29 protein-coding genes, 1 tRNA gene and 1 pseudogene are annotated in these 21,942 nt (G+C 69.3%); 21 read left to right on the top strand and 10 right to left on the bottom strand.

Annotation, left to right across the window (positions count from 1 at the left end; genetic code table 11):
- Positions 1–6: 6 nt before the first annotated feature.
- Positions 7–339, top strand: a complete 333-nt coding sequence (locus OG870_RS16695) for a hypothetical protein (protein WP_266584433.1) — start codon at positions 7–9, stop codon at positions 337–339.
- Positions 340–768: 429 nt separating this feature from the next.
- Here OG870_RS16695 and OG870_RS16690 read toward each other — a convergent pair whose 3' ends face one another.
- The 4 genes from OG870_RS16690 to OG870_RS16675 form a co-directional block, all read right to left on the bottom strand.
- Positions 769–1,089 (bottom strand): hypothetical protein, encoded by a 321-nt coding sequence (locus OG870_RS16690; protein ID WP_266514742.1) that lies wholly within the window; start codon positions 1,087–1,089, stop codon positions 769–771.
- A 60-nt stretch (positions 1,090–1,149) separates the two neighbouring features.
- Positions 1,150–1,467: a hypothetical protein gene (locus tag OG870_RS16685; RefSeq protein ID WP_266514739.1), complete on the bottom strand. Its 318-nt coding sequence runs from the start codon at positions 1,465–1,467 to the stop codon at positions 1,150–1,152.
- A 64-nt stretch (positions 1,468–1,531) separates the two neighbouring features.
- A complete protein-coding gene (locus tag OG870_RS16680) occupies positions 1,532–1,852 on the bottom strand; it encodes a hypothetical protein (RefSeq protein WP_266514736.1) in 321 nt (106 codons plus the stop codon).
- A 391-nt stretch (positions 1,853–2,243) separates the two neighbouring features.
- Positions 2,244–2,636: a hypothetical protein gene (locus OG870_RS16675; RefSeq protein ID WP_266514733.1), complete on the bottom strand. Its 393-nt coding sequence runs from the start codon at positions 2,634–2,636 to the stop codon at positions 2,244–2,246.
- Positions 2,637–2,912: 276 nt separating this feature from the next.
- Between OG870_RS16675 and OG870_RS16670 the strand changes: the two genes are divergently transcribed.
- From OG870_RS16670 to OG870_RS16645, 6 genes are all read left to right on the top strand, one after another.
- On the top strand, positions 2,913–3,668 hold the full coding sequence (locus tag OG870_RS16670) for a glycoside hydrolase family 16 protein (protein ID WP_266584435.1): 756 nt from the start codon (positions 2,913–2,915) through the stop codon (positions 3,666–3,668).
- 282 nt (positions 3,669–3,950) lie between these two features.
- Positions 3,951–4,283: a hypothetical protein gene (locus tag OG870_RS16665; RefSeq protein WP_327691051.1), complete on the top strand. Its 333-nt coding sequence runs from the start codon at positions 3,951–3,953 to the stop codon at positions 4,281–4,283.
- Between the two features lie 178 nt (positions 4,284–4,461).
- On the top strand, positions 4,462–4,962 hold the full coding sequence (locus tag OG870_RS16660; protein WP_327691050.1) for a DUF5949 family protein: 501 nt from the start codon (positions 4,462–4,464) through the stop codon (positions 4,960–4,962).
- Positions 4,962–5,543 (top strand): vitamin K epoxide reductase family protein, encoded by a 582-nt coding sequence (locus OG870_RS16655; RefSeq protein WP_327691049.1) that lies wholly within the window; start codon positions 4,962–4,964, stop codon positions 5,541–5,543. Before OG870_RS16660 ends, OG870_RS16655 begins: the two co-directional genes overlap by 1 nt.
- Positions 5,544–5,676: 133 nt before the next feature.
- A complete protein-coding gene (locus OG870_RS16650; protein WP_266514718.1) occupies positions 5,677–6,189 on the top strand; it encodes a tyrosinase family oxidase copper chaperone in 513 nt (170 codons plus the stop codon).
- Positions 6,173–7,045, top strand: a complete 873-nt coding sequence (locus OG870_RS16645; RefSeq protein ID WP_266514715.1) for a tyrosinase family protein — start codon at positions 6,173–6,175, stop codon at positions 7,043–7,045. The genes OG870_RS16650 and OG870_RS16645 overlap by 17 nt, the downstream gene beginning before the upstream one ends.
- Positions 7,046–7,065: 20 nt before the next feature.
- Here OG870_RS16645 and OG870_RS16640 read toward each other — a convergent pair whose 3' ends face one another.
- Both OG870_RS16640 and OG870_RS16635 read right to left on the bottom strand, forming a co-directional pair.
- A complete protein-coding gene (locus OG870_RS16640; protein ID WP_266514713.1) occupies positions 7,066–8,025 on the bottom strand; it encodes a D-2-hydroxyacid dehydrogenase family protein in 960 nt (319 codons plus the stop codon).
- A 55-nt stretch (positions 8,026–8,080) separates the two neighbouring features.
- The gene (locus OG870_RS16635) at positions 8,081–8,692 is read right to left on the bottom strand and encodes a hypothetical protein (RefSeq protein WP_327691048.1); all 612 of its coding nucleotides are present in this window, start codon (positions 8,690–8,692) and stop codon (positions 8,081–8,083) included.
- Between the two features lie 57 nt (positions 8,693–8,749).
- Here OG870_RS16635 and OG870_RS16630 point away from each other — a divergent pair, with 57 nt between their 5' ends.
- The 7 genes from OG870_RS16630 (at position 8,750) to OG870_RS16600 (ending at position 15,573) form a co-directional block, all read left to right on the top strand.
- Positions 8,750–9,262, top strand: a complete 513-nt coding sequence (locus OG870_RS16630; RefSeq protein WP_266514708.1) for a PadR family transcriptional regulator — start codon at positions 8,750–8,752, stop codon at positions 9,260–9,262.
- Between the two features lie 132 nt (positions 9,263–9,394).
- Entirely contained in the window at positions 9,395–9,691 is a 297-nt protein-coding gene (locus OG870_RS16625) for a hypothetical protein (RefSeq protein ID WP_327691047.1), read from the top strand.
- Between the two features lie 48 nt (positions 9,692–9,739).
- A complete protein-coding gene (locus tag OG870_RS16620) occupies positions 9,740–10,102 on the top strand; it encodes an ArsR/SmtB family transcription factor (RefSeq protein WP_266514702.1) in 363 nt (120 codons plus the stop codon).
- Positions 10,095–12,785, top strand: a complete 2,691-nt coding sequence (mgtA, locus tag OG870_RS16615; protein WP_443063432.1) for a magnesium-translocating P-type ATPase — start codon at positions 10,095–10,097, stop codon at positions 12,783–12,785. The genes OG870_RS16620 and mgtA overlap by 8 nt, the downstream gene beginning before the upstream one ends.
- 85 nt (positions 12,786–12,870) lie before the next feature.
- A complete protein-coding gene (gene tatA, locus OG870_RS16610) occupies positions 12,871–13,098 on the top strand; it encodes a Sec-independent protein translocase subunit TatA (RefSeq protein WP_266924293.1) in 228 nt (75 codons plus the stop codon).
- A 216-nt stretch (positions 13,099–13,314) separates the two neighbouring features.
- Complete coding sequence (locus OG870_RS16605; protein ID WP_405624354.1) at positions 13,315–15,048, top strand: LCP family protein; 1,734 nt, start codon at positions 13,315–13,317, stop codon at positions 15,046–15,048.
- 120 nt (positions 15,049–15,168) lie between these two features.
- A complete protein-coding gene (locus OG870_RS16600; protein WP_266588417.1) occupies positions 15,169–15,573 on the top strand; it encodes a hypothetical protein in 405 nt (134 codons plus the stop codon).
- Between the two features lie 103 nt (positions 15,574–15,676).
- Here the strand turns inward: OG870_RS16600 and OG870_RS16595 are convergent.
- Both OG870_RS16595 and OG870_RS16590 read right to left on the bottom strand, forming a co-directional pair.
- Positions 15,677–15,747, bottom strand: a tRNA-Arg gene (locus OG870_RS16595).
- 399 nt (positions 15,748–16,146) lie between these two features.
- Positions 16,147–16,902 carry a GntR family transcriptional regulator gene (locus OG870_RS16590; RefSeq protein WP_327691045.1) on the bottom strand — a complete coding sequence of 252 codons (756 nt, stop codon included), beginning with the start codon at positions 16,900–16,902 and terminating at the stop codon, positions 16,147–16,149.
- A gap of 78 nt (positions 16,903–16,980) precedes the next feature.
- Here OG870_RS16590 and OG870_RS16585 point away from each other — a divergent pair, with 78 nt between their 5' ends.
- The 6 genes from OG870_RS16585 to OG870_RS16565 all read left to right on the top strand — a co-directional run bounded on the left by OG870_RS16585 (position 16,981) and on the right by OG870_RS16565 (position 19,610).
- Positions 16,981–17,259 carry a hypothetical protein gene (locus OG870_RS16585; RefSeq protein WP_327691044.1) on the top strand — a complete coding sequence of 93 codons (279 nt, stop codon included), beginning with the start codon at positions 16,981–16,983 and terminating at the stop codon, positions 17,257–17,259.
- 12 nt (positions 17,260–17,271) lie between these two features.
- On the top strand, positions 17,272–17,583 hold the full coding sequence (locus OG870_RS48175) for a hypothetical protein (protein WP_443063431.1): 312 nt from the start codon (positions 17,272–17,274) through the stop codon (positions 17,581–17,583).
- A 199-nt stretch (positions 17,584–17,782) separates the two neighbouring features.
- Complete coding sequence (locus OG870_RS16580) at positions 17,783–18,007, top strand: hypothetical protein (protein WP_327691043.1); 225 nt, start codon at positions 17,783–17,785, stop codon at positions 18,005–18,007.
- 8 nt (positions 18,008–18,015) lie between these two features.
- Positions 18,016–18,747: a GntR family transcriptional regulator gene (locus OG870_RS16575; protein WP_327692316.1), complete on the top strand. Its 732-nt coding sequence runs from the start codon at positions 18,016–18,018 to the stop codon at positions 18,745–18,747.
- Positions 18,744–19,046, top strand: a complete 303-nt coding sequence (locus OG870_RS16570) for a hypothetical protein (protein ID WP_266584459.1) — start codon at positions 18,744–18,746, stop codon at positions 19,044–19,046. Before OG870_RS16575 ends, OG870_RS16570 begins: the two co-directional genes overlap by 4 nt.
- 111 nt (positions 19,047–19,157) lie before the next feature.
- On the top strand, positions 19,158–19,610 hold the full coding sequence (locus OG870_RS16565) for a hypothetical protein (RefSeq protein ID WP_327691042.1): 453 nt from the start codon (positions 19,158–19,160) through the stop codon (positions 19,608–19,610).
- A 362-nt stretch (positions 19,611–19,972) separates the two neighbouring features.
- Here OG870_RS16565 and OG870_RS16560 read toward each other — a convergent pair whose 3' ends face one another.
- Together OG870_RS16560 and OG870_RS16555 are read right to left on the bottom strand one after the other, a co-directional pair.
- A complete protein-coding gene (locus OG870_RS16560; RefSeq protein WP_266514674.1) occupies positions 19,973–20,464 on the bottom strand; it encodes a hypothetical protein in 492 nt (163 codons plus the stop codon).
- The gene (locus tag OG870_RS16555; RefSeq protein WP_327691041.1) at positions 20,461–21,111 is read right to left on the bottom strand and encodes a hypothetical protein; all 651 of its coding nucleotides are present in this window, start codon (positions 21,109–21,111) and stop codon (positions 20,461–20,463) included. Before OG870_RS16555 ends, OG870_RS16560 begins: the two co-directional genes overlap by 4 nt.
- Positions 21,112–21,656: 545 nt before the next feature.
- On the opposite strand from OG870_RS16555, the pseudogene OG870_RS48170 reads away from it, so the two are divergent.
- Positions 21,657–21,790 (top strand): annotated as a pseudogene (locus OG870_RS48170) (site-specific integrase); the annotation flags it as partial.
- Positions 21,791–21,942: the final 152 nt, after the last annotated feature.

Here is a 21,942-nt window from a genome sequence, read left to right as displayed (position 1 = left end):
CACACCATGAAGACTCTGAAGGCTGCCGTCGTCGTCGCTGGTTCCCTTGCCATCGCCGGCGTCGCCGTGCCCGCCATCGCGGCGGACATGCCGGCGCAGGGCCTCGTGGACAGCGGAAAGACGGTCGCGGGCGGTGTCCCCACGGCAGCCAAGGTGTCGGCGGGCTACGTGGGCAACAACGTCGAGCAGATGGCGCAGAGTGTGAACAACAGCGTGAAGGGCGGCGTGAAGAACACGGGAGTCGTGAAGACCCCGATCGTCGGCGGCGCCCTGCCGAAGTCCGCCCTGCCGGGCTCCGTCGACGGCCAGCTCCTCGGCGGCCTTCCCGTCGGCAAGTAGGCAATGACTCGACGATTCGGGTCGGCTCCGCATTCCTGGGAGCCGGCCCTTCGTCATATGTGGGGGGAGCGCAATGCACTGCAGGGGGAGCGCACTCCACGTGCGCTGGGCCAAACGAACGATTCAGGGTGACCGTCGGCGGCGCGATGCCGTTGGTCCCATTGGAACAGCCCGGCGTCGCTCGCATTACGGCGCGCCGGCAGGAATTCCGTAGGCGGCGGAGCGCCTTTCCTCCTTGTTGGCGCGCTCTGCTCGACCGGCGGTCTTCCTGCCGGCTTTCGTCGGTCATCTCCTCAGCTCGGGGCCCGTCTGCATGGGACGCAGACGGGCCCCGAGGCTTTTTACGACCTCGGGGCCCGTCCCTCTGCGGAAATGCCGTTGGCGGCCCACCGGAGTTCCGGTGGGCCGCCAACGGGAGAGAAGCGTGACTCAGAAGAGCAGGCCGCCCACGGTCGGGGCGTTCTGCGACTGGTCGACCTTGTCGGTGTTGCACGCGGCGTAGTGCGAGTTCGGGGCGAGGATGACACCCAGAACGGCACCGTTGGACCACGGGGCGATGCAACGGCCGTCGACGACCGTGCCGTTGACGACAGCGACACCCTGCTGGGGGGCGTTGACGACGACCGGGGACGACGAGAAGCCGCCACCGCCATTGACGGTGGTGTTGTTGTCGTCGGCCGCGGCGGCGCCGCCGGCCGCGAGAACGATGCCCGCGGCGATGGCGGAAATGGCCGTAACCTTGTTACGCATGTGATGCGCCTTTCGGTGGGGCGGTTGGGGATTTCCGTGCTCCGAATTGCTCGGAGCAGGTCAGAGGAGCAGGCCGCCCTTGTAACCGGCGTTCTGCGACTGGTCGATGTCCGCCGTGTTGCACGCGGCGTAGTGCGAGTTCGTGGCGAGAACACCGCCGAGGACGGCACCGTTGGACCACGGCGCGACGCAACGGAGGTCGGCGACCGTGCCGTTGACGACAGCGACGCCCTGCTGGGGGGCGTTCACGACGACCGGGGACGACGAGAAGCCGTCACCACCCTTGACGGTGGTGCAGTTGTCGGCAGCGGCGCTGCCGGCCGCCGCGAGAACGATGCCCGCGGCGAGGGCGGAGATGGCCGTAACCTTGTTACGCATGAGTTGCGCCTTTCGGGGCTGTAATGGGGTGGTGCACCTGCTCCGAGTTACTCGGGGCAAGGGGTCAGAAGAGCAGGCCGCCCTTGTAACCGGCGTTCTGCGACTGGTCGACCTTGTCGGTGTTGCACGCGGAGTAGTGCGAGTTCGGCGCGAGGACGCCGGCGAGGACTGCTCCGTTGGACCACGGTGCGATGCACCGGCCGTCGACGACCGTGCCGTTGACGATGAGAACGCCCTGCTGCGGGGCGTTCACCACGACCGGGGACGACGAGAAGCCGCCGCCACCCTTGATTTCGGTGTTGTTGTCACTCGCCGAGGCAATGCCGACACTGCTGACCACAGCGCCGAGGGTGAGGGCAGTGATGACCGCGAACTTCCTGGGCAACTCGGTTCCTTCCTCAATTCACGGTTGCGCACGCTTGCATACCAGGAAACCTTGATATGCGCGCATAAGTCACGGGAAGAGGGGCTAAACAGGGATTATTCCATCGGATGGCGCAATGGGATGCGCCCCGGCAGGCCGATCTGTAATGGGCGTGGAATCCTTGTGGCTCATATGAACGACAATCCGAAAGGCGGCGGCCGCCCGCAACTCGGAGAAAATTCCGCCGTGCCTGCCCGCATCGGCCCGTACGGAACGAGGGCCGACGCGTGTCCGGCCCACCGGAAGAGGGAGGGCCGGTGGGCCGGAGAGATGCTTCGTGGGTCTCCGCGGTGTTCGGTGCGCCGAGACCGGGTGCGGGTCGGTGCGGCCGACTCCTACGGCTTCCGTCGTGTCACTTGCCCAGGAGGCTGCCGAGGCCGACGGCGGTCGGCGCCTGCAGCGGGTGGACCTGAACGTCACCCCGGCCGGCCGGGTTCTTCACCGGGATCGTGGGCTTCTTGGCGGAGTTGGGGTCCATGCCGTCCAGGTAAACGCCGGAGCCGCCGTCCGGGCGCTTCTGGTCGAACGCGCTGCCGTTGGCGATCTTGCCGTCGCGGGCCAGGTGCGTGACGACGTCGGCCGCGGGCACGACCGCCGGGGTCACCTTGGTCGGAGACATGACACCGAGCAGACCTGATGCGGGCGCCGGTGCCGGCGCCGGCGCGGCCGACGCAGCGGCGGCGGCGCCACCTACCAGACTCGCGCCGATGGCCAACGCCGCAGTGGTGAAAACTGCCTTCTTCATGAATCACCTCGGTTGAAAGTTACCTCTGATCCGACGGCTGGAGAACATAGCAGTCGATGCCCTATGCAAATGCGATGCGTTACGCCATACGCGTGAAAGTCGGAGGGGTGAAACAATGCTTTGCGTGCGGACGCGTCGGAGGAGTTCGCATGGTCGGTGAATCAATTGATCGTATGGTGCGCCCGGATTCGGCCAAGCGGGTTGTCTGAAAGAGAATTCCGGCGGGCGGCCGGTACTTCGGCCGGGCCGGTGCGGTGCGGCCCTACCCTCGCCGCCATGACCGCCGACAGCCCCAGGTTCACGCCGACCGCATCCGCCGCCCTCGCCATCGGTGCCACCCGATCGGCCCCCGGCAAATCACTCGTCTGGTCGGAGGAGTTCAACGCCCCGATCGCCTGGGGCGCCAAATGGGTCGGCGACAGAACCAGCGCCTACCGATACGGCAACCACAACCCGGACGACAACAAGCTCGACTGGCTCGACCCGGGCTGTGTGACCGTCTCCGGCGGCGTGGCCACCTTCACCGCCACCCCGGCCGGCCACATCCTCAGGGGCGGCCGGCAGGCCTGGCGCACCGGGCTGCTCACCACCGAGTACTCCGCCGAGGGCTTCCAGGTCAGGACCGGCGACTACATCGAGGCGCGCGTCAAACTGCCCTCCCGGCCCGGTGCCTGGCCGGCGCTGTGGACCTGGAAGGACGGCGGGAACGAGATCGACACCTTCGAGTACCACCCGGACAACCCGAACCTGCTGGAGCTGTCCAACCACGTCAACGACGCCTGCACCTACCACACCGACGCCGACGCGATCGTCCCGGACGGGTGGGTGACCATCGGCAGTTCCTGCGGCGAGGACTCCGTCGACTGGTACGTCGACGGCGAGCGGGTCTACCGCGACGGCACCGGCGTGGGTGCCGACTGGTCGGCGTACCTGATCCTGAACCTGTCGCTGTGCGCGGGGGAGTACCACCCGGCCCCGTCCGGCCACGGGCCGGTCACCTTCGCCGCCCACCACCTCCGCGTCTACCGCTGAGCGGTCGGCCCAACGGCCTTTCCCCCCTGACGGGGTCACCGTCCGGCTCCGACGGGGCGTCAGAACAGGCAGCCTCACCAGGCACGATGCTGCCTGCCCGGGAACCGGGCGGTGACGGAGAGAGTGCGAGCGGTTGCAGACGGCGACAGGCGATTTCACGGTGGGCTCAAGATTCACCGCCGTGAAGAACGCCATCGCCAACATCACCGCGGCGGCCCCGACCACGCCCGGACTCACCCCCGGTGCCGTGACCGAGCCGGAAATGCGCCGTCGGGTTCCACGGTGGTCTCGCCGGCCGCGCCGATCAAGCTGCCCTCGCCGGCGAAGCAGGGTGACAGCAAGACGCCTGCGCCCAAGGACCTCAAGGCCGATGCGCTCGCCGCCCTGCAGAAGGCGGTCGACGCCCTGCTCGCGGCCGTCACCTCCGGCGACGTGGGCCAGGTCGTCCCGGCGGTCACCGGTGTGCTGACCGCCCTGGTCAACTTCCTCGCCGCGACACTGCTCGGCGGCGGGCTGCCCGCGGCCAACCTGCCGGGCCTGCCCACCCTGCCGCTGCCGCTGCCGCTGCCGCTGCCGCTGCCGCTGCCGCTGCCGCTGCCGCTGCCGGTGGGGTGAGCCTCCGGTGAGTCCGCGGTGACCTTGTGACGATCTGACATGGACCGTGCACTCCGCCGTCGGACCGGCCGTCATGGCCGTTCCGACGACGGAGTTTTCCGGTCCGGGACCCTTCGGGGATCTCATATGTCTTCCGGACGCGGAGTTTCCGCCCCGGTCGGGGCTCGTTGAGCGGGGCGTGACCTCGACCTCAAGCGAAACGAGCCCCTTCCGCGTCGCCGAGCTCGGCACGCTCGTCTTGCTGCCCTGGAGCGGCGCGGCACCCGACGGCACCGACATGCCATATCTGCTGGCCTATTCCCTCGGGGATGCCGAGGGCGGCCCGGAGATGACGTCCGCCGCGGTCGAGGGCCTGCTGGCGAGCAACGGGCTGACGGTCGGCGCGGATCTCGTCGACGGCACCACCGGGGCCGACCTGGCTCTCACCCTGCATGTCGAGGCGGATCAGGCTGTCGTCGGCATGCCGCAGCTGGGCGCCCAGTGCACCGCGCCGCCTGCCTGGCTGACGGCGGTCGACGAACGCGGCTACGCCTACCTGGTGTTCACCACCCGTCCGTGGCCCGAGGGCAGGCCGGGGCAACCGATCGAGCCGGGCGCGCTGGCCGCCTTCGTGGGCGCCGAAAAGACCCTCAGCGCCGCCGCGCACGTCGTCCTGCCGGCCCAGCGCCCGCGCGGCTGATGCGCAGGGCCGGGGGCGGCCCCGCCTACGCCCTGCTGCTGGTGATCACGGGCGCGGCCGGGCTGCTGGCCTCCTGGGTCATCACCATCGACGAGTTCAAGCTGCTCAAGGACCCCGGCTTCGTCCCGGGAAGCAGCCTGAACCCGGTGGTGTCCTGCGGCAGCGTGATGAAGAGCGCCCAGGCCTCGGTCTTCGGCTTCCCCAACCCGATGCTGGGCCTGGTGGCCTACGGCGTCGTGGTCTGCGTCGGGATGAGCGTGCTGGCCGGGGCGACGTTCCCCGGCTGGTACTGGCTCGTCTTCGAGGCGGGCTGTCTGTTCGGGATCGGGTTCGTGTCCTGGCTGCAGTACGAGTCGCTGTACCGGATCAACGCGCTGTGCCTGTGGTGCTGTCTGGCCTGGGTCGCGACGATCCTGCTGTTCTGGTACGTCACCTCCTTCAACGTACGGGGCGGCTTCCTGCCCGTGCCGACTCCGGTGAAGTCCTTCTTCGCGGAGTTCACCTGGGTGCTGCCGCTGCTGCACATCGGCGTCGTGGGCATGCTGGTCCTGACGCGTTGGTGGGACTTCTGGACCAACTGACTCCCGGGCCGGCTCTCCCGGGCTGACTCTCCCGAGTGGGAACACAGGTCCGTACGGCCGAATCGGTCGTGACCGTACGGCGCGACCGGAGTTGACGCTGCGGTCATACGAGTCTGTCCCCAGGGAGTGAAGCATGGTGATCAGTGCTGACGGGGCGCCGACGGTCGCGGAGCCGAATGCCGAGGGCCGGGCGGGAAGCGGGTCCGAGCGGCGGACCTGGTGGGTGATAAGGCGCGGGCTGCTCGCCTCCGCCGTGGGTCTGGCGCTCACCCCTCTGGTCGGGGCCTCGCGCCCGCGGCGGAGCGGGGACGACGCCGTGAGCCCCGCGGACACCAAGGAGCCGGCCTTCGACGAGATCTACCGCGGGCGCCGCATCCGGGGAACCCTGCTCCGCGCCGACGGCTGCGGCGACGACGGCTGTGCCTGGCAGGTCACCGTGGACGGCCACCCGCTGCATCTGATGCGCCGCGCCGACGGCACCTGGCTGACCATGGTCGACCACTACAGCTCGTACCGGACCTCGCTGGCGGCGACCCGGGCGGCGGTCGACGAACTCGGCCCCGGCCAGCGGCTGCGCGACCTGGCACCCGGCCCGCTCGGCGAGGGATACGCGCACATGGGGGAGCAGCATGGTGTACGTGCGTAAGGACGTCAGCAAGTTGACGCGCGACGAGCGGCGGCGGTTCGTCAACGCGCTGCTGGAGATCAAATGGCGGGGTGTGTACGACGAGTTCGTGCGGCTGCACATCGCGTACTACACCTCCGACGGCGAGAACGGCCTGCGGGCGGCCCACATGGGCCCCTCCTTCCTGCCCTGGCACCGCCGCTTCCTGCTGGACCTGGAGTGGGCGTTGCAACGGGTCGACCCGTCGGTGACGGTGCCGTACTGGGACTGGACGCGGGACCGTTCGACGACGGCCGTGCCCTGGACCGACGACCTTCTGGGCGGCAACGGGCGCAGCCCCGACCGCCAGGTCGTCACTGGGCCGTTCGCCTACGCGCAGGGCTACTGGCCCATCAGGCAGGGCATCACCGACGGCGGGTTCCTCACCCGTGACCTCGGACGCGCCTCGAACCCCATCGCCCTGCCGACGAAGAAGGAGCTGGAGTCGGCGCTCGCCGAACCGGTCTACGACACCTCGCCCTGGGACTCCACCTGCACCAAGGGGTTCCGCAACAAACTGGAGGGGTGGGGGACCGGGAAGGACAAGGTCGCCTGGCGCAATCACAACCGCGTCCACCGCTGGGTCGGCGGCGCCATGCTCGGCGGCGCCTCCGTCAACGACCCCGTCTTCTGGCTGCACCACGCCTTCGTCGACCTGCAGTGGTCCCGATGGCAGCGCCGACACAAGAAGAAGGGCGCCCGCTATCTGCCGGCGAGCCCGCCCGGCCCCGGCAACGAGCAGCGCGGGCGGATCCTCGCCCGGCACGAGCCCATGCCGCCGTGGGGTGTGACGCCGGAGCAGATGGACGACGTGAGCGGGATCTACCGGTACGCCTGACCGGCTTCACGCACGGCTCCTCAGCCCAGCCGCCGCACGGGCGTCCCGTCCAGGAACGCTCGGATGTCCTCCACGGCCTCCCGGTAGTACGTCTCGAAGTTCGACCGGGACACATAGCCGAGGTGGGGTGTGGCGAGCAGGCGGGGAGCCGTGCGCATCGGGTGGTCGGCAGGGAGGGGCTCGATGTCGAAGACGTCGATGCCGGCGCCGGCGATGCGGCCCTCGTGCAGCGCGGCGAGCAGGGCGTCCTGGTCGACGATCGCGGCGCGGGAGGTGTTGACCAGGTACGCGGTGGGCTTGAGCAGGGCGAGTTCGGCGGGGCCGAGCAGTCCGCGGGTGCGGTCGCCGAGGGCCAGGTGGACGGAGACGAAGTCGCTGGTGGACAGCAACTCCTCCTTGGATGCGGCGAGTTCGACGCCCACCTCGTCGGCGTACTCCTTGGTGAGGTTCTGGCTCCATGCGCTGACGTGCAGGCCGAACGCGAGGCCCACGTGTGCCACCCGGCTGCCGATCTTGCCGAGGCCGAGCAGTCCGAGGCGGCGGCCGTGCAGGTCGGCGCCGACCGTCTGCTGCCAAGGGCCGCCGGAACGCAGGGAGTTGTTCTCCTCGACGATGCCGCGGGCCAGGCCGAGCAGCAGGGCCCAGGTCAGTTCGACGGGCGGCGTCGAGGTGCTCGCCGTCCCGCACACGGTGACGCCCTGGGCCTCGGCGGCGGCGTAGTCGATGACGCTGTTGCGCATACCGGAGGCGACGAGCAGCTTCAGCCGGGGCAGGCGGGCGAGCAGGGAGCCCGGGAAGGGCACGCGCTCGCGCAGGGTGACGACGATGTCGAAGTCAAGGAGGGCCGTGGCGAGTTCGTCCTCGCTGCCGAAGTGTTCGGAGAAGGTGACGGTCTCCACCCGGTCGGCCACGGGTGACCAGTCGGCGACTTCCGTCGCCACCTGCTGGAAGTCGTCGAGCACAGCGCAGCGCAGCCGCACGGCGGTCCCCTTTCTTCGGCGTGTCCGGTCAGGACGCTCGTGATCACCCTACCGATCAGGCGATCTGGCTTGCCTTGGCCTGCATGTGGGCGACGTAGCGGACCGTGAAGAGCATCGGGACCACGAAACCGGCGATCTGGATGACAGTGGCAGGGGTGGAGTGGCCGTGTCCGGTGTGGGCCTCGTAGGTGAGTGCGAGGGCGGTGAGGGTGAAGGCGGCCGTCCATACGGCGGTGATGACGACGTTGACGCGGATGAACGGCTTGAGCTCCCACAGTTCACGGGGCGTGGTGCGCTTGGCGATGCCCAGTGTGAACGGCCGCCCGATGGCCAGCGAGGCCCCGGCGATGACCGCGAGGACTGCGGAGGACAGCGCCGCCGAGTAGTCGTGGACGCCGGAGTGCGGGTCGGCGAAGGCGATGGCCGCCAGTGCGGCGAAGAAGGCCGCCGAGCCCGTTTCGATGATGAGTGCGTCGAACCCGGCGCCAGACCGCCTCTGCCCGATGATGACCGCCACCGCCACCACCAGGGCTGCCAGGGCTCCCCACTGCCAGTCACCCGAGGGGATGACGGCGAAGACGATCCACGGCAGGAAAGTGCGCAGGTACGACATGGGGACCCCCGGGTCTTCAAGCTCTTCGAGCTCTTTAAGTTCCTCTTCTGACATGTCGAAAGTAGAAGGTCACCCTGTGACATGTCAATAGTGGAAGGTAGGCTGGGAGGCATGAGCCTTCGACACGCCCTGCTCGGGCTTCTCTCCGAACGCACCGCCAGCGGGTACGACCTGCTGAAATTCTTCGAGACGTCGCTGGCCACGGTCTGGCCCGCGACGCAGAGCCAGATCTACACCGAGCTGACCAAGCTCGCGGACTCCGGCCACATCGCGGTCGCCGCGGAGGGGCCACGGGGCCGCAAGGAGTACGCCATCACCGGCGAGGGGCTGGCCGAACTGCGGCACTGGCTGACCGAGACCAAGCCTCAGCGGAACACCCGTAGCGACATCCTGCTGCGGGTCTTCTTCCTCGGAGTGCTGACGCCCGAGCAGGCGCGGGGTTATCTGGCCGAGCTGATGGAGATGTCCGAGCAAGGGGTGGAGAGCCTGAGCCGGCTGTCGGAGTCCATCGACTGGGACGACGGCAGTCTGTCGGTCTACGGAAGGATCGCGTTGGAGTACGGGCTGCGGTTCAACGCCATGAGGCGGGAGTGGGCCGAGTGGGCGGCCGAGCAGATCAGGTGAGCCTCTGGTGTGGATGAGGGTGGATGAGGGCGGATCATCAAGCCTTTAAAGATTGCGCAAGTCGAGAACCATTACACTCGCCACCCCATACGGGCTTCATCCACAGACGGCTTCATCCATCGGGGGAGACACGTGCCGGATCCTCAGCAGGCTGCAGGTGCGCGCCGGGCCGGCGGGTTCGTGTGCGCGCGGGCGTTGCTCCTCACGGGCGTGCCGGCCGTCGCCGCGGCCCTGTTCCTGGTCCTCGGTTTCGGCCTGAGCGCCTACGCCGGGCGGCCCTACGTCGGACAGGGGCTGATCACGGCGGGGCTGATCGCGGGGGCCGCGGCCGCGGGGGCGGCGGTCGGGGACCTCGGATGGTTTCTCCTGGCGGCCCGCGACCGGCCCGGTCCGGACGAGGAGTCGGCCGCGGGCGGGCACCTAGACTGAGGCGGCGCGAGTGCGGCGCGCGGACCAGGGTGGGACAGGAGAAGGACAGTGGCGGCAGACATCGGTGGCTTCGAGGATCCGTCCGCCGAGGTGCTCGCGGAGGCGGCCGCCTCCTTCGGACTGCTGGCGTCCTCGGCCCGGCTGCACCTCGTGTGGGCGCTGGCCCAGGGCGAGAGCGACGTCACCCACCTCGCGGACCGGGTCGGCGGGGCGCTGCCCGCGGTCAGCCAGCATCTGGCGAAGCTGAAGCTCGCGGGGCTCGTGCGGTCCCGCCGGGAGGGGCGGCGCCAGATCTACTTCGTCGACGACCCCGACGTCGTGACCGTGGTCCGGGTGATGGTGGGTCAGCTCGCCGCGCGTGCCGAGGGGACGTCCGTATCCGTGCGCAGCCTGCGCGGGGCCGGTGGCTGACAGGGCCGCGGCCTCGGCACCGGACCCCGGAACAGCCGCTGGACGGCCCCCCGACGCGGGTACGCAGCCCGGCGCGGATCCGGAGTCCGGAGTGGGTGCGCAGTCCGGAGCGGTGCCCGTGTCCGGATCGGGTCTCGACGCGCTGACCGTGCTGCAGACGCTGCGGCACCTGGACAGCGGTCCTCGCGGTCTGACGGAGGCGGAGGCCGAGGAACGCCAGGCGCGGTTCGGGGCGAACACGCTGCCGAGCCGGCGGGAGGCCTCCTGGCCGACGGCGCTGCTGCGCAGCCTGCGCGACCCGTTCACCGCCGTACTGCTCTGCCTCGGGCTGGTGTCGGCGGCCGTCGCCTCCTGGGGAACCGCCTGCGTGATCCTCCTGCTGGTCGTGGTGAGCTGCGTGCTGCGCACGTCGGGGGAGCACCGGGCGAACCGGTCCATGGCCGCTCTGCGCGGCCTGGTCGCCAGCACGGCCACCGTCCTGCGCCGCCCCGAGGAGGACCTGCCCCCGGACGTCCGGGAGATCCCGGTGGAGGAGCTGGTGCCGGGCGATGTGATCCGGCTCGGGCCGGGCGATCTCGTCGCGGCGGACGTACGGCTGCTGCGGGCGCAGGGGCTGACCGTGCATCAGGCGGTGCTCACGGGCGAGTCGGCGCCCGTGGCCAAGGACGCCGCTGACGGGGCGGAGGCGGGCGGCGGAGACTTCGAGCGGTCCCAGCTGTGCTTCCAGGGCAGCAGCGTCGCCTCCGGCAGCGCCACCGCGGTCGTCGTGGCGACCGGCGCGCGGACGCGGTTCGCGGCGGCGCACGGGCCGGGGGAGGACGCCCGGCCCGAGGCCAGCGCCTTCGACCGGTCCGTGCACGGCATCTCCTGGATCCTCATCCGGTTCATGCTGCTGACCCCGCCGCTGGTCCTCATGGCGGGCGCCGCCCTGCGCGACCGGGGCCTGGAGACGCTGCCGTTCGCCGTGGCGGTGGCGGTCGGGCTGACGCCGGAGATGCTGCCGGTCATCGTCACCATGTGCCTCGCGCGCGGCGCCTCGCTGCTGGCCCGCGGCCACGGGGTGATCGTCAAGCGGCTGCCCTCGCTGCACGACCTCGGCGCCGTCGACGTCCTGTGCCTCGACAAGACCGGCACCCTCACCCAGGACCGGCCGGTCCTCGACCGCGCCCTCGCCCCGGGCGGCCACGACGATCCCGAGGTGCTGCGCTGGGCCGCGGTCAACGCCTGGTGGACCCTCCAGCTCGCCGACCTGCCCGCCCCGGACGCCCTCGACGACGCGGTCCTGGACGCGGCCGACGAGGACGACGTCATGGCGTACGACGGGGTGGCGGCCCTTCCGTTCGATCCGCTACGACGTCTCGCGACCGCCGTAGTGCGCACGCCGGGCCGGCTCGGCACGCACTCCCTGGTCGTCAAGGGAGCCGCCGAGGCCGTACTCGAACGCTGTGTCCTGGCGGACCAGGAGCGCGCGGAGCTGCTCGCGCTCGCGGCACGACAGGCGGACGAGGGGCTGCGGGTGCTGGCCGTCGCCACCGCCGAGCGTCCCGCGCGCACCCGCGACTACACGCCCGTCGACGAACGCGGCCTGGACTTCCGGGGTTTCGTCACCTTCAAGGACGCCCTCGCCCCCACCGCCGCCGAAGCGCTGAGGGCGCTCGCCGAGCGGGGCGTCACCGTCCGGATCCTCACCGGCGACCACCCGGGCACCGCCGTGCGCGCCTGCCGCGACCTGGGTGTCCCCGTGCCCGCGGACGCCGTCCTCACCGCGGACCGCATCGACGGCCTCACCGATCCCGAACTCGCCGAGGCCGCCGCCCGCACCGTCGTCTTCGCCCGCTGCGCCCCCGAGCACAAGGCCCGTATCGCCACCGCCCTGCGTACGAGCGGGCACACCGTCGGCTACCTGGGCGACGGGGTCAACGACCTGCCCGCCCTGCGCGCCGCCGACGTCGGTATCGCACCCCGGGACGCCGTGGCCGTCGCCCGGGAGAGCGCGGACGTGGTCCTCGCCGAGAAGGACCTCACCGCGATCGACCACAGCATCGCGGCCGGACGGTACTCGGGCGGCAACATCGCCACGTATCTGCGCGTCAGCCTCTCCTCGAACGTCGGCAACGTCATCGCGATGCTCGCCGCGGGCCTGCTGCTGCCCTTCCTGCCGATGCTCCCGGCCCAGGTGCTGGTGCAGAACCTGTGCTTCGACGCCGCCCAGCTCGCCTTCGCCCACGACCGGCCGCATCCGTCCGTGCTGCGCCGCCCGATCGTCCTGCGCCCGCGCGACATGCTGCGTTTCATCACCGGCTTCGGCCTCCTCAACGCGGTCGCCGACCTCGCCACCTTCGGCGTGCTGGCGCTCGCCCTGCACGGGTCCGACGGTCTCGACGACGCGGCCGTGTTCCACTCCGGCTGGTTCACCGAGAACCTGCTCACCCAGGGCCTGGTGATGCTGTTGCTGCGCGCCGGGAGCGCTGCGGCCGGGCGCGGGCCGGGGCCGATCGGCTGGGCGGCGGGCGCGCTGGCCGCCGTAGGACTGCTGCTGCCGGTCTCCCCGTTCGGCTCGCTGCTTGGCTTCACACCGTTGCCGCCTCTGTACTACCTGCTGCTGGGCGCCGTGCTCGTCATGTACACGATCGGGTTGCTTGCCGTCAGGGGGCGCTCTCGGTTATACAGTTGCGCAATGTAGCAACCATCAAGGTGGCGACCATCAAGACGGTGTCCCGCGCTCCCGCGCATCAGGCCGTCATGCGAAGAAGAATGGGGTGGGCGGGATGCTCCGCAACGGACTGGAACCCTGGCACCTGCTGATCGTGGCGATCGTCATCATCGTGCTGTTCGGATCGAAGAAGCTGCCGGACACGGCGCGTGCGCTGGGCAAGTCGATGCGCATCCTCAAGAGCGAGGCGAAGGCGATGAAGGACGAGGGCGGCAGCTCGCAGGATCCGGCGCAGCAGACGCAGTCGGTGGAGTCGGTGGAGTCGATGCAGTCGAGGGCCTAGACGTAGACGCAGACGCAGAGGCGGACCGAGATCTGAGGCCAGGGGGTCCTTGACCAGGGTCGCGACGCGTCGCCGGGAGCCCGGGGGCGGGGCGCGGCCCAGCAACTGCGCCCGCAGTAACACTTGCTATATTGCGCAATCATCCAATCCGAGGGGCGCGCCGTAGCGCCGTCGGTTGGCATCCGTCGGCGTCGGTCACAGCGTAGGGAGTGGGAGTTGAGCGATCCCTGGGGCGAGGGCAGAACTCGCGGCCATTCCGTCACACGTGATCGCTCGAAGAGCGTTCCCCGCCAGCGCGAGACCGACGACGGACCGCCTCGACCGTCGCACGGCGGCCGGGCGGCCGCCCGGCAGGCGGCACGCTCCAAGGGCCACCGCTCGGGCCGCCGGGCCAAGCTCGTCACCCGGCGCAAACGAATAGCCCGCACAGCCCTGTTCACGGTGTCGGTGCTGATCCTGGTCACCGCCGGAGCAGGCGCCTGGCTGTACGAGCATCTGAACGGCAACATCAAGAGCGTCGCCATCGACGACGGTGCCGACGGCAAGGAGAAGGCGGACGCCTTCGGCCGGACCCCGATCAACCTCCTGGTGATCGGCTCGGACGGCAGGAACAACGCGGCCGACTGCAAACTGGGCGGCGGCTGCGGCTCCGCGAGTTCGACCGCCGGGCACAACGCGGACGTGGAGATGGTGGTCCACGTCTCGGCCGACCGCTCCAACGCCACCGTGATGAGCGTGCCGCGCGACACCATGACCAACGTCCCCGCCTGCAAGGATCCCGGCAGCGGCCAGTCGACGGGCGGCTACTACGGGCAGATCAACAGCGCCCTCCAGTACGGCGCGGCCTGCCAGGTCAAGACCGTGCACCAGCTCACCGGCATCCCCATCGACCACTTCGTGATGCTCGACTTCTCCGGCGTGGTGAAGATGTCCGACGCGGTGGGCGGCGTGTCGGTGTGTGTCAGCGACAACGTCTACGACACCTACTCGCATCTGAAGCTCGCCAAGGGCACGCACACCCTCCAGGGCGAGGCGGCGCTCGAGTTCGTCCGCTCCCGGCACGGCTTCGGGGACGGCAGCGACCTGGGCCGTACGGTCTCCCAACATCTCTTCCTCGGCGCCATGATCCGCAAGTTCAAGAGCGCGGGCACGCTGGGGAACCCGGCCAAGGTCTACTCGCTCGCCGACGCGGCCACCAACGCGCTGACCGTGGACACCGGTCTGGGCAGCGTCGGTAAGCTCGTCGATCTGGCGACGGACCTGAACAAGGTGCCCTCGCAGCGGATGACGTTCACCACGATGCAGACCGGGGCCGACCCGACCAACAAGGAGCGCGTCGTGCCCGCGGCCGCCGCGAAGGCACTGTTCGCGACCATCGCCGACGACCAGTCGCTGACGTCGAGCAGCGGCAAGAAGGCGAGCGGCGACAAGAAGGCCTCCGCCTCCCCGTCCGCGTCTGCGTCTGCGTCTGCGTCGGCGACCGTCCCGGCCTCCCAGGTGGCCGTACGGGTCGAGAACGGCACCACCACCGGCGGACGCGCCTCAGCGATCGCCGACGGCCTCCTCGCCAAGGGCTTCGGCTCGGGCACCACCTCGGGCAACGCCTCCGAGCAGTCGTCGAGGACGACGATCACCTACGGCCCCGGGCAGCAGGACGAGGCCCGGACGGCGGCCTCCGCCCTCGGACTGCCCACCTCGCACCTCACCCAGGGGAGCGCGAGCGGGATCGTCCTCGTCATCGGCAGCGACTGGCCGAGCGGCACGTCGTACGGCTCCGCAGCCCCCGCCGACACCCACGCCGCCGTCGCCGACGCCCACGCCCAGACCGCCGACAAGGCCAAGAACTGCGCGGAGGTCAGCCCCTACAAGACGGTCCAGATCAACGGGGTGGCAATGACACCGACTCAGGCGTACGCGGCGGCAGCGGGGAAGAGGGACTCGGCGCCGTAGGAGCCGGCTTGTGCCGGGCCCAGCCGTGTCGTACTCAACTCCGCCCAGGACTGATGTACTCGGGCCGAGTTGAGTACGTGCGCTCTGGTCGGTGACGGGGTGAGCGGCAACGCTTGGGTCATGCGTCAAGGACTACTGAAACCTGTTCCCCAACTGCTGTCGATCCTCGTGCTGGCCGGGGTGTCGCTGGCGGGTTGGGCCGCCTGGCTGGGCTGGGACCAGCATCGCGACGTGCAACCCGATGGCTCGACGACCGGACCGTACGAGGCGTGGCAGGTGATCGGGCTGGTGCTGACTCTGCTGGCACCGGTGTGCTGGGCGGCATACCGACGCCACATCGCGGGCGCTGTGCTCGGCACCACGGCCGGCCTCACCGTTGCCGCCTATGCCGATTGGTCGGACGACTCCAGCGGCCTCTTCGTGGTCGGCGTGGGGTTGGTCATGATGGGGAGCTTCGTCGCGACCGCCGTTGTTTCGGCCGTGATCGCGTCTGCGGGACGAGACGGAGGACGGATCGGAGCTTGACGGCACGCTGCGCGGCCCCGGACAGTCCCTGCTGGATTGGTCTGGATCGGCGCGGACCTGAACAGTAAGAACGCCCTCCCGGCGGGAGGGCGGAGACGTGCGCCCCCGGCAGGACTCGAACCTGCGGCCAAGCGCTTAGAAGGCGCTTGAGCGGACCACTGGGTGAGCGGGTCTGACCTGGCGCTTTCCGGGCATCGACTCCGGACGTTCGGCGACTTCGACACGCATTCGACCGACGAGGATACGAACGCGCTTCGGCTACGTCCACGCATCCCGGGCGCACTTGGATGTCAGCGGAACAGCTGCGGCACTGGGCAGGCCTCCAATGGTTCCTCCGGCCGGTCGGCCCAGTTCCACCAGCCATGCGGACCGGCACATCTCCACAGCGACCGGCAGACCCGTCGGCCGTCGTCCTCCCGCCTGGACAGTAGGAGGCCACCGAACTCCGTGGGCTGGCCGCAATCGGGACAGGCGGGAGCGTCGTTGGTCATGCGGCGGACCCTAGCGGAGCGACAGCTGCGTGACCCTGGGGCGGCTGGCCGAACTGCCGAGCTGTCGTCATGCGTGCGTCGGCTACCGGTTGATCGGGATCTCATAGACGATCTCGCAGTGGGCGGCGGGCACAACGATGTCCGCCGTCTCCACGGGCCGCCCCTCGTCGCTGTAGTAGGTCCGCCGGATGTGCGTGACAAGCGCGGCTTTCTGGATGCCGAGTAGCGACGCCTCCTCGGCGGTCGCCTGCCTCGGCTCCGGCTGCTCCACGGCGTGTCCGACGGTGATGCCGATCTCGGCCATGCGGTTCACGACGCCCGCCCCGGCGTGCGGCCCTCCCTCAGGGAGGATGACGAGAGTGCCGGCCGTGAGGTCGTACGGCTCCCAACTCGTCGACAACTGCACGGGCCTGCCGTCCGCCAGGAACTCGTACGTCGTCCGGACGCACGGCTCGCCCTCGACGATGCCCAGCCGAGCGGCGATCTCCGCCGGGGCCGGCACCTTGGCGTCGGTCCGGCTCTCCCAATCCCCTTGCCTGCCAACGGCCTTCATGTCCGCGCGGAATGGTGAGCCGGTGGGCTGCTCGCGCGCCGAGGAACGGACCACCCGCACTCGCTGCCGCGGCTCGGCGACGTACGTGCCCGATCCGGCGCGACCCTCCAGGACGCCCTGAGAGATCAGCAACTCCTGAGCCCGGCGGACCACGTTCTCGCCCACGCCGCACTCTTCGCCGATCTGGGCACGGGAGGGCAGGCGGTCTCCCGGCTCCCAGACATGTTCCGCGATCCGCCGCCGGAGTTCATCGGCGATGCGGAGATAGGGCGGCTGCTCAGGCATATGGAAAATCTAGTCCACTAGCTCTAATCTAGTTAACTAGCTTTACTCAAAGTGATCGCTCGTGACGGAGGCTGCCCTGTGCCCGCTTCGGGAGTTAGCGCGGCGGCCCTCGCCGCCCGGCTGTCCGCCCTCGGGCTGCTCACGCGAGTGGAGGAACACCCCCAGCACACGTCGGTGGAAGCAGAAGTGCCGGACGCGCTCTCCGCCGAGTCGTGGCGGGCGGTCCTGGACGTGGTGGCGGAGGCCGATCGATTCGGGCTCCTGGCCACCAGCATGAACGGCCGCACCCTCTGGGCGGTCGTACGCAAAAAGGCCCCCACGACGGGCGATGTCGGGGGACCGGGCCATCAGCGATAGGAGCTGAGCAGCGTGCTCAACCGTATCCGCCGTGCCGTCTCGCTCACCAGAGAACGGCACTTCCCCAGGGGCAGGCACCGCCGCCCCTTAGCGACCTCCGGGCCGTCCGCCACCCCCGCCTCCTCCCTGTCTTCGGACAGGAGGACGGCAGCGCGCTGGTGTGCCTCCGACGACGTGGACCACCGGCAAACGCTCAGGGGTGATGACATCGCGCTCGTCCGCCCGTACGTGCTCGCCTGGGAGAAGCTCGTGAGAACGCGCGAAGTGGTTGTCGCTCCCTACCTGCCGGCCGACGCGTGGTCGGCCCTGGTGGGGGCCCACTGATGCCTCCCCGAGGACAGACCCGCGTCACGGACGCCTCGGCCGTCCCCTACCGATCGACCGCATGCCGGATCGGCACCCACCACGCCTGCGCGGAGTCCTCCCCGGCCTCGGCGCCGGTCGACCTCCCGGTGGTCTACGAGGCGTGCGACTGCCCGTGTCATTCGATGTCCGGCCAGACGGCGTCTTCGGAGGTGCAACGGTGAGGGAGCGAGTGCCCGGCGGCACGCTGGCATCCAACGTCGAGGTGACCGCGGCCACCGTGCAGCGCGGCGACATCATCCAACTCGGAGGCCGGGCCTGCCGGGTACAAGACCTCTTCCAGCTCTCCCAGGGCGCGAAGCAAATCCTCTTCGACTCGGGCGAGTTGCTGACCATACACACGCGAACCCGGCTCGCTGCCGTGCGGATGATGAGGCGGCGGTGATCCGGTCCATGTCTCCTCGCCACCACGACATCGCCGACGACCTCCGGAACCAGATCACGACCGGCCACCTCAAGCCCGGCGAACGACTCCCGTCTGAGACCGGCTTGGCCGACCGGTACAAGGTCAGCACAGTGACCCTGCGGAGGGCCCTTGCGGTGCTCCAGGGCGAAGGCCTAGTCGAGAAGATCCACGGCAAGGGCAACTTCGTCCGCCGCCCCCTCAGCCGGATCATGTACGTCGGTGGCTGGGGAACGCTGGACCCGTGGACCGCCGCCGAAGCAGCGCTGCGCGTCACCGTTCGCACCGCTACGGTCCAGGCCGACGGGCACCTGACGACTCTGCTGAGGGTGCCGACGGGCAGCCCTCTCGCGGAGTTCTTCTGCGTCAGCCACGAGGGGGAGTCACCGCACGGACTGGCCCGTATCTACATCCCACGCGACCTGGCGCCGGCCGGAGTGCTCGACGACGAATCCTTGGGCCCGGAGGCAGCCAGGAGATTCGCCGTACTTGGCCCTCCGCCGGCCGCTGTCCGGGAAACGCTCTGCGCCCGTCCGCCGACGCCGGACGAGTCATCGATCCTACGAACCAACTCCATCACGCCAGTTCTGGCGATCACGCGCGTCGCAACCGACCGCACCGGCCGAGTGGTCGAGGCGGCCCTCCTGGTCTTCCCAGGGGATCGAGCCGACGCGGTTTTCACCACCCACCACACGCCCGACGAGAGGCAGACGGCAGGATGACAGCACGGAACGAACTGCGCCTCCTCCCGTGGTCGGGCCCGGAGGGCAAGCCCTGCTACCTGAGTACGGATGACAAGGGCGGCTACATGTCCCGCCTGGCCGACAACATCGAAGCGGACCAACTCGACGCGGCGGCGCTCCTGTTGGAGCACGCTTCGGCCACCCTCGACGACCAGGACGCGAACCCGGAGGACCTACGACGGTTGACCGGGGAACTGACCGGGACTCTCCGAGACGTGCTCCGCGTGGCTACCAGCCGCGGTCACCTCCTGGGGGTGAGCGCACTGCACAGCTTCTGAAACAGCGGCCGCAGACTGGTCCCACGGCCCCGCCGAATTCCCCCGGGCGGGGCCCTAGCCCTGCCCGGCGTGGCACCATGCCCCCTCCAGCACACCGTTCATGGGGGACACATGCGCACCCGCGCCACCATCGCACTCACCACCGCCCTGCTCGCCACCCTCGCCGCCTGCTCCTCGTCCAGCGACGACAAAGCCGACACCCCGAACAGCAGCCCCACCACGGCTGCCGAGACGCCGAACACCACCCCGACGCCGCCCGGCGCCATCGAACTGGAGCGCGTCGCGGACACGTACGTGAACCTCTACTTCGGAGGGGCCGGGGAGGGGGCGTACGCCTTCCTGTCGAAGCGCTGCCGCGCCAAGGCAGACCCGGCCACGTACGCGGCCACCGTGGGGCAGGCCGCGAAGGACTACGGCCCCGACCATCCGGCGACGGACGTGCACGCGACGGTTTCAGGAGACATGGGCCGCGTCTCGTACAAGGTGAAGGGCCTGCCGAAGTTTGACCAGCAGGGGCAGCCGTGGACGGTTGAGGGCGGCGCCTGGAAGTACGACGCCTGCTGACCCCGCGCCACCCCGGGCACCGTCGACCAGCGTCGGCGGTGCCCCTATCGTGCCCGGCGGATCGAGAACGACGGCGTTTAGCTCACGACCTCTTCGTCCCGAAGCAACTTGGTTCAGGGACTGAGCTGGGCGGCATGTGCTGCTGGCCTGCTGCGATAGTTCCCTGGCGTCCGCGGTTGTTCGGAGCCGTTCGCGGGCATTGTCACGCAGTTAGACACTCAGGCCGCCCCTCGATGCGAACTACGGGCGGGTAGGTCGCTGAGGTCATCCGCCCTACTCAAGGGGGTATTAACGGCTTCGGGCGGTCACTCGTGGCTGCTGCGGTTGCTGTACGTCACTGCTGTACGCACTGGCTGCTTCGATCAGACGGTGTCGATCTGCCATGCGATCATGCCTGTAGATCCTTTGGCACCATCGACATCGATGTATACCGGCAGCTTGTGCGCGGTGATCCGTTGCTCCACCACTGACTGATCGCACGGCACCTCGCCCTTCGGCCCGGTGCTCGCCGGTGTAAATGTCAAGTGCGCGCTGCCGCTGCCGAAGCACACCAGGTTCAGCTTGTACGACTTGCCCTGTTTCAGGGTGGGCTCAGTGTGGATGCCGTCGGTCACGCGCTCCGCGCCAGCCTCAATCATCGTCCCGCTGTGAACGGCGGCAAGGGCCGCCTGGGCCTGGTCGGTGAGCTTCTTCTCCTGCTTGGCCGCAGCCTGAGACGCGCTCACCGTGGGCGGTGACGACGTCTTGTTGGCGGCCCCACCTTCACTGCTACTGGACGTACACGAGGTCAGCAGCAATGCCGACACTGCCATAGCGGATCCAGCGAACCAGGCCCGCGGCTTGAAACTGGTCATGACGAGGTTTCCCAATACTTCCAGCCGGTCGAGGACGTGGGCAAGGTTGCTGATCCGTGACCGATCTCGACGGTGTTGCAGCTGCTGCCGCTACTGGAACGCCACCTCTTCCAGGTCGTCTTCCAACCCCACGAACCGTACTGCAGATGGCCGTACTTGTTTCTGCTGACTGGGTGAGAGTAGGTGTGCCCGGTGCTAATGCTCACGCTGCCGCCGATCTTGGTGCTGACGCTGACCTTGGCCGTCAGGATGATGGCGTCAACGTCAACCCCCCCAGTGCCCGTCACATCGGCTGAGATGGTGCCGCTTTTGGTGACAGTCCCGCTCATGGTGCCGCCCGGACCGTCCTGGTACTCGGTTCCGTTCCACCAGGAAGGAACGTGAACCTTCTTCTTCGAGGTGATGGTGTACCACGTCTCCGCCCTGTCACACATGGTCGGTGACTTTTCGTCGAGCGGCTGATAGTCGGTGTCTTCCCAATCCTGTCTGTCGTTGATATCCGTCGTTTGGTCGGCGGATATCGCCGTGCTGGCGGATGCTGCGCTGTCGGACGGCGCCTCATCAGCGGCGGCAGTGCCCGCAGTCGTGAGGCAGAGAAGCAGTGCAGTGGCAGCGCCGGTCAGTGCGCGCCGTGAGCTGATGCCCATGTGACACCTTTGCTGGTGGACCGCCCCCGTGGCGATCGAGCACTTGGACATTATGTGCAGGGCATGTCCGCGACAATTAGAAGATCGGTGTTCTGAGGAGAACTTGAGGATCCAGCGTGCCCCTTTGGTGTTCTCGTGGCGGAGCCGACCGCCCCAGCCACCCACTCACCCCTCACCCCGCCACCTTCACTCTTCTCGCCGTCGTCAGGTTGCTCGCGTCCGTGCTGGTCGCATGTCGGGGGATGCTTGGCCGCTGCGGATGGTGGGGGCCTGCGCTGGTCCGTGGTCGGTTGTGGGGTGCTCTTTGGCCGCGTTCGCCGTACGGCCGGTGTCCTGGTGCGGGATCAGCGGACCGTTCGGACGCCCGCGTATCTGGCAGCGTCGGACCGTATGCCGCCGCCACCGCGATCCGGCCTCTTTTAGGTAACACAAAGCGTCTTTGACCTGCACCGTTGGGGATCATCGTTCGCCCCCGTGCTCTTGTTGGAGTTTGGCCGCTGCGTGCGGTGACGGGCGGGCGGCGGCGTGCGCCGGTGGCGGAGACAGACTCGATCATGGGTTGGGAGCCCGGGGGAGCGGCCCGGATGCGAGCCCGCTACATGCACGTGACCGGGACCATCTCCGAAAAGTCGCGCAGCAAGTTGGCGACGCGCTCTGGGAGCTGCCCAAAGCGAACTGAGACGGAACACGTCGAAGGGCCCCACCGCGAACGGTGGGGCCCTTCGACATCACCCGGTGAGGCACTGGCGGAGGATACGAGATTCGAACTCGTGAGGGGTTGCCCCCAACACGCTTTCCAACTGTGGTGGTGGGGTGGTGGGTTCAGTGCGG

Origin of the sequence: Streptomyces sp. NBC_00461, from assembly GCF_036013935.1 — a bacterium.
GTDB lineage: Bacteria > Actinomycetota > Actinomycetes > Streptomycetales > Streptomycetaceae > Streptomyces.
This window is presented reverse-complemented; position numbering and strand designations above follow the sequence as displayed.

What these genes read in the sequence shown, in the direction of transcription:
- OG870_RS16695 (WP_266584433.1), top strand. Translation starts at nt 7, where the DNA reads ATGAAGACTCTGAAGGCTGCCGTCGTCGTCGCTGGTTCCCTTGCCATC.
- OG870_RS16690 (WP_266514742.1), bottom strand. Translation starts at nt 1,089, where the DNA reads ATGCGTAACAAGGTTACGGCCATTTCCGCCATCGCCGCGGGCATCGTT.
- OG870_RS16685 (WP_266514739.1), bottom strand. Translation starts at nt 1,467, where the DNA reads ATGCGTAACAAGGTTACGGCCATCTCCGCCCTCGCCGCGGGCATCGTT.
- OG870_RS16675 (WP_266514733.1), bottom strand. Translation starts at nt 2,636, where the DNA reads ATGAAGAAGGCAGTTTTCACCACTGCGGCGTTGGCCATCGGCGCGAGT.
- OG870_RS16670 (WP_266584435.1), top strand. Translation starts at nt 2,913, where the DNA reads ATGACCGCCGACAGCCCCAGGTTCACGCCGACCGCATCCGCCGCCCTC.
- OG870_RS16655 (WP_327691049.1), top strand. Translation starts at nt 4,962, where the DNA reads ATGCGCAGGGCCGGGGGCGGCCCCGCCTACGCCCTGCTGCTGGTGATC.
- OG870_RS16650 (WP_266514718.1), top strand. Translation starts at nt 5,677, where the DNA reads ATGGTGATCAGTGCTGACGGGGCGCCGACGGTCGCGGAGCCGAATGCC.
- OG870_RS16645 (WP_266514715.1), top strand. Translation starts at nt 6,173, where the DNA reads ATGGTGTACGTGCGTAAGGACGTCAGCAAGTTGACGCGCGACGAGCGG.
- OG870_RS16635 (WP_327691048.1), bottom strand. Translation starts at nt 8,692, where the DNA reads ATGTCAGAAGAGGAACTTAAAGAGCTCGAAGAGCTTGAAGACCCGGGG.
- OG870_RS16630 (WP_266514708.1), top strand. Translation starts at nt 8,750, where the DNA reads ATGAGCCTTCGACACGCCCTGCTCGGGCTTCTCTCCGAACGCACCGCC.
- tatA (WP_266924293.1), top strand. Translation starts at nt 12,871, where the DNA reads ATGCTCCGCAACGGACTGGAACCCTGGCACCTGCTGATCGTGGCGATC.
- OG870_RS16600 (WP_266588417.1), top strand. Translation starts at nt 15,169, where the DNA reads ATGCGTCAAGGACTACTGAAACCTGTTCCCCAACTGCTGTCGATCCTC.
- OG870_RS16590 (WP_327691045.1), bottom strand. Translation starts at nt 16,902, where the DNA reads ATGCCTGAGCAGCCGCCCTATCTCCGCATCGCCGATGAACTCCGGCGG.
- OG870_RS16575 (WP_327692316.1), top strand. Translation starts at nt 18,016, where the DNA reads ATGTCTCCTCGCCACCACGACATCGCCGACGACCTCCGGAACCAGATC.
- OG870_RS16570 (WP_266584459.1), top strand. Translation starts at nt 18,744, where the DNA reads ATGACAGCACGGAACGAACTGCGCCTCCTCCCGTGGTCGGGCCCGGAG.
- OG870_RS16565 (WP_327691042.1), top strand. Translation starts at nt 19,158, where the DNA reads ATGCGCACCCGCGCCACCATCGCACTCACCACCGCCCTGCTCGCCACC.
- OG870_RS16560 (WP_266514674.1), bottom strand. Translation starts at nt 20,464, where the DNA reads ATGACCAGTTTCAAGCCGCGGGCCTGGTTCGCTGGATCCGCTATGGCA.
- OG870_RS16555 (WP_327691041.1), bottom strand. Translation starts at nt 21,111, where the DNA reads ATGGGCATCAGCTCACGGCGCGCACTGACCGGCGCTGCCACTGCACTG.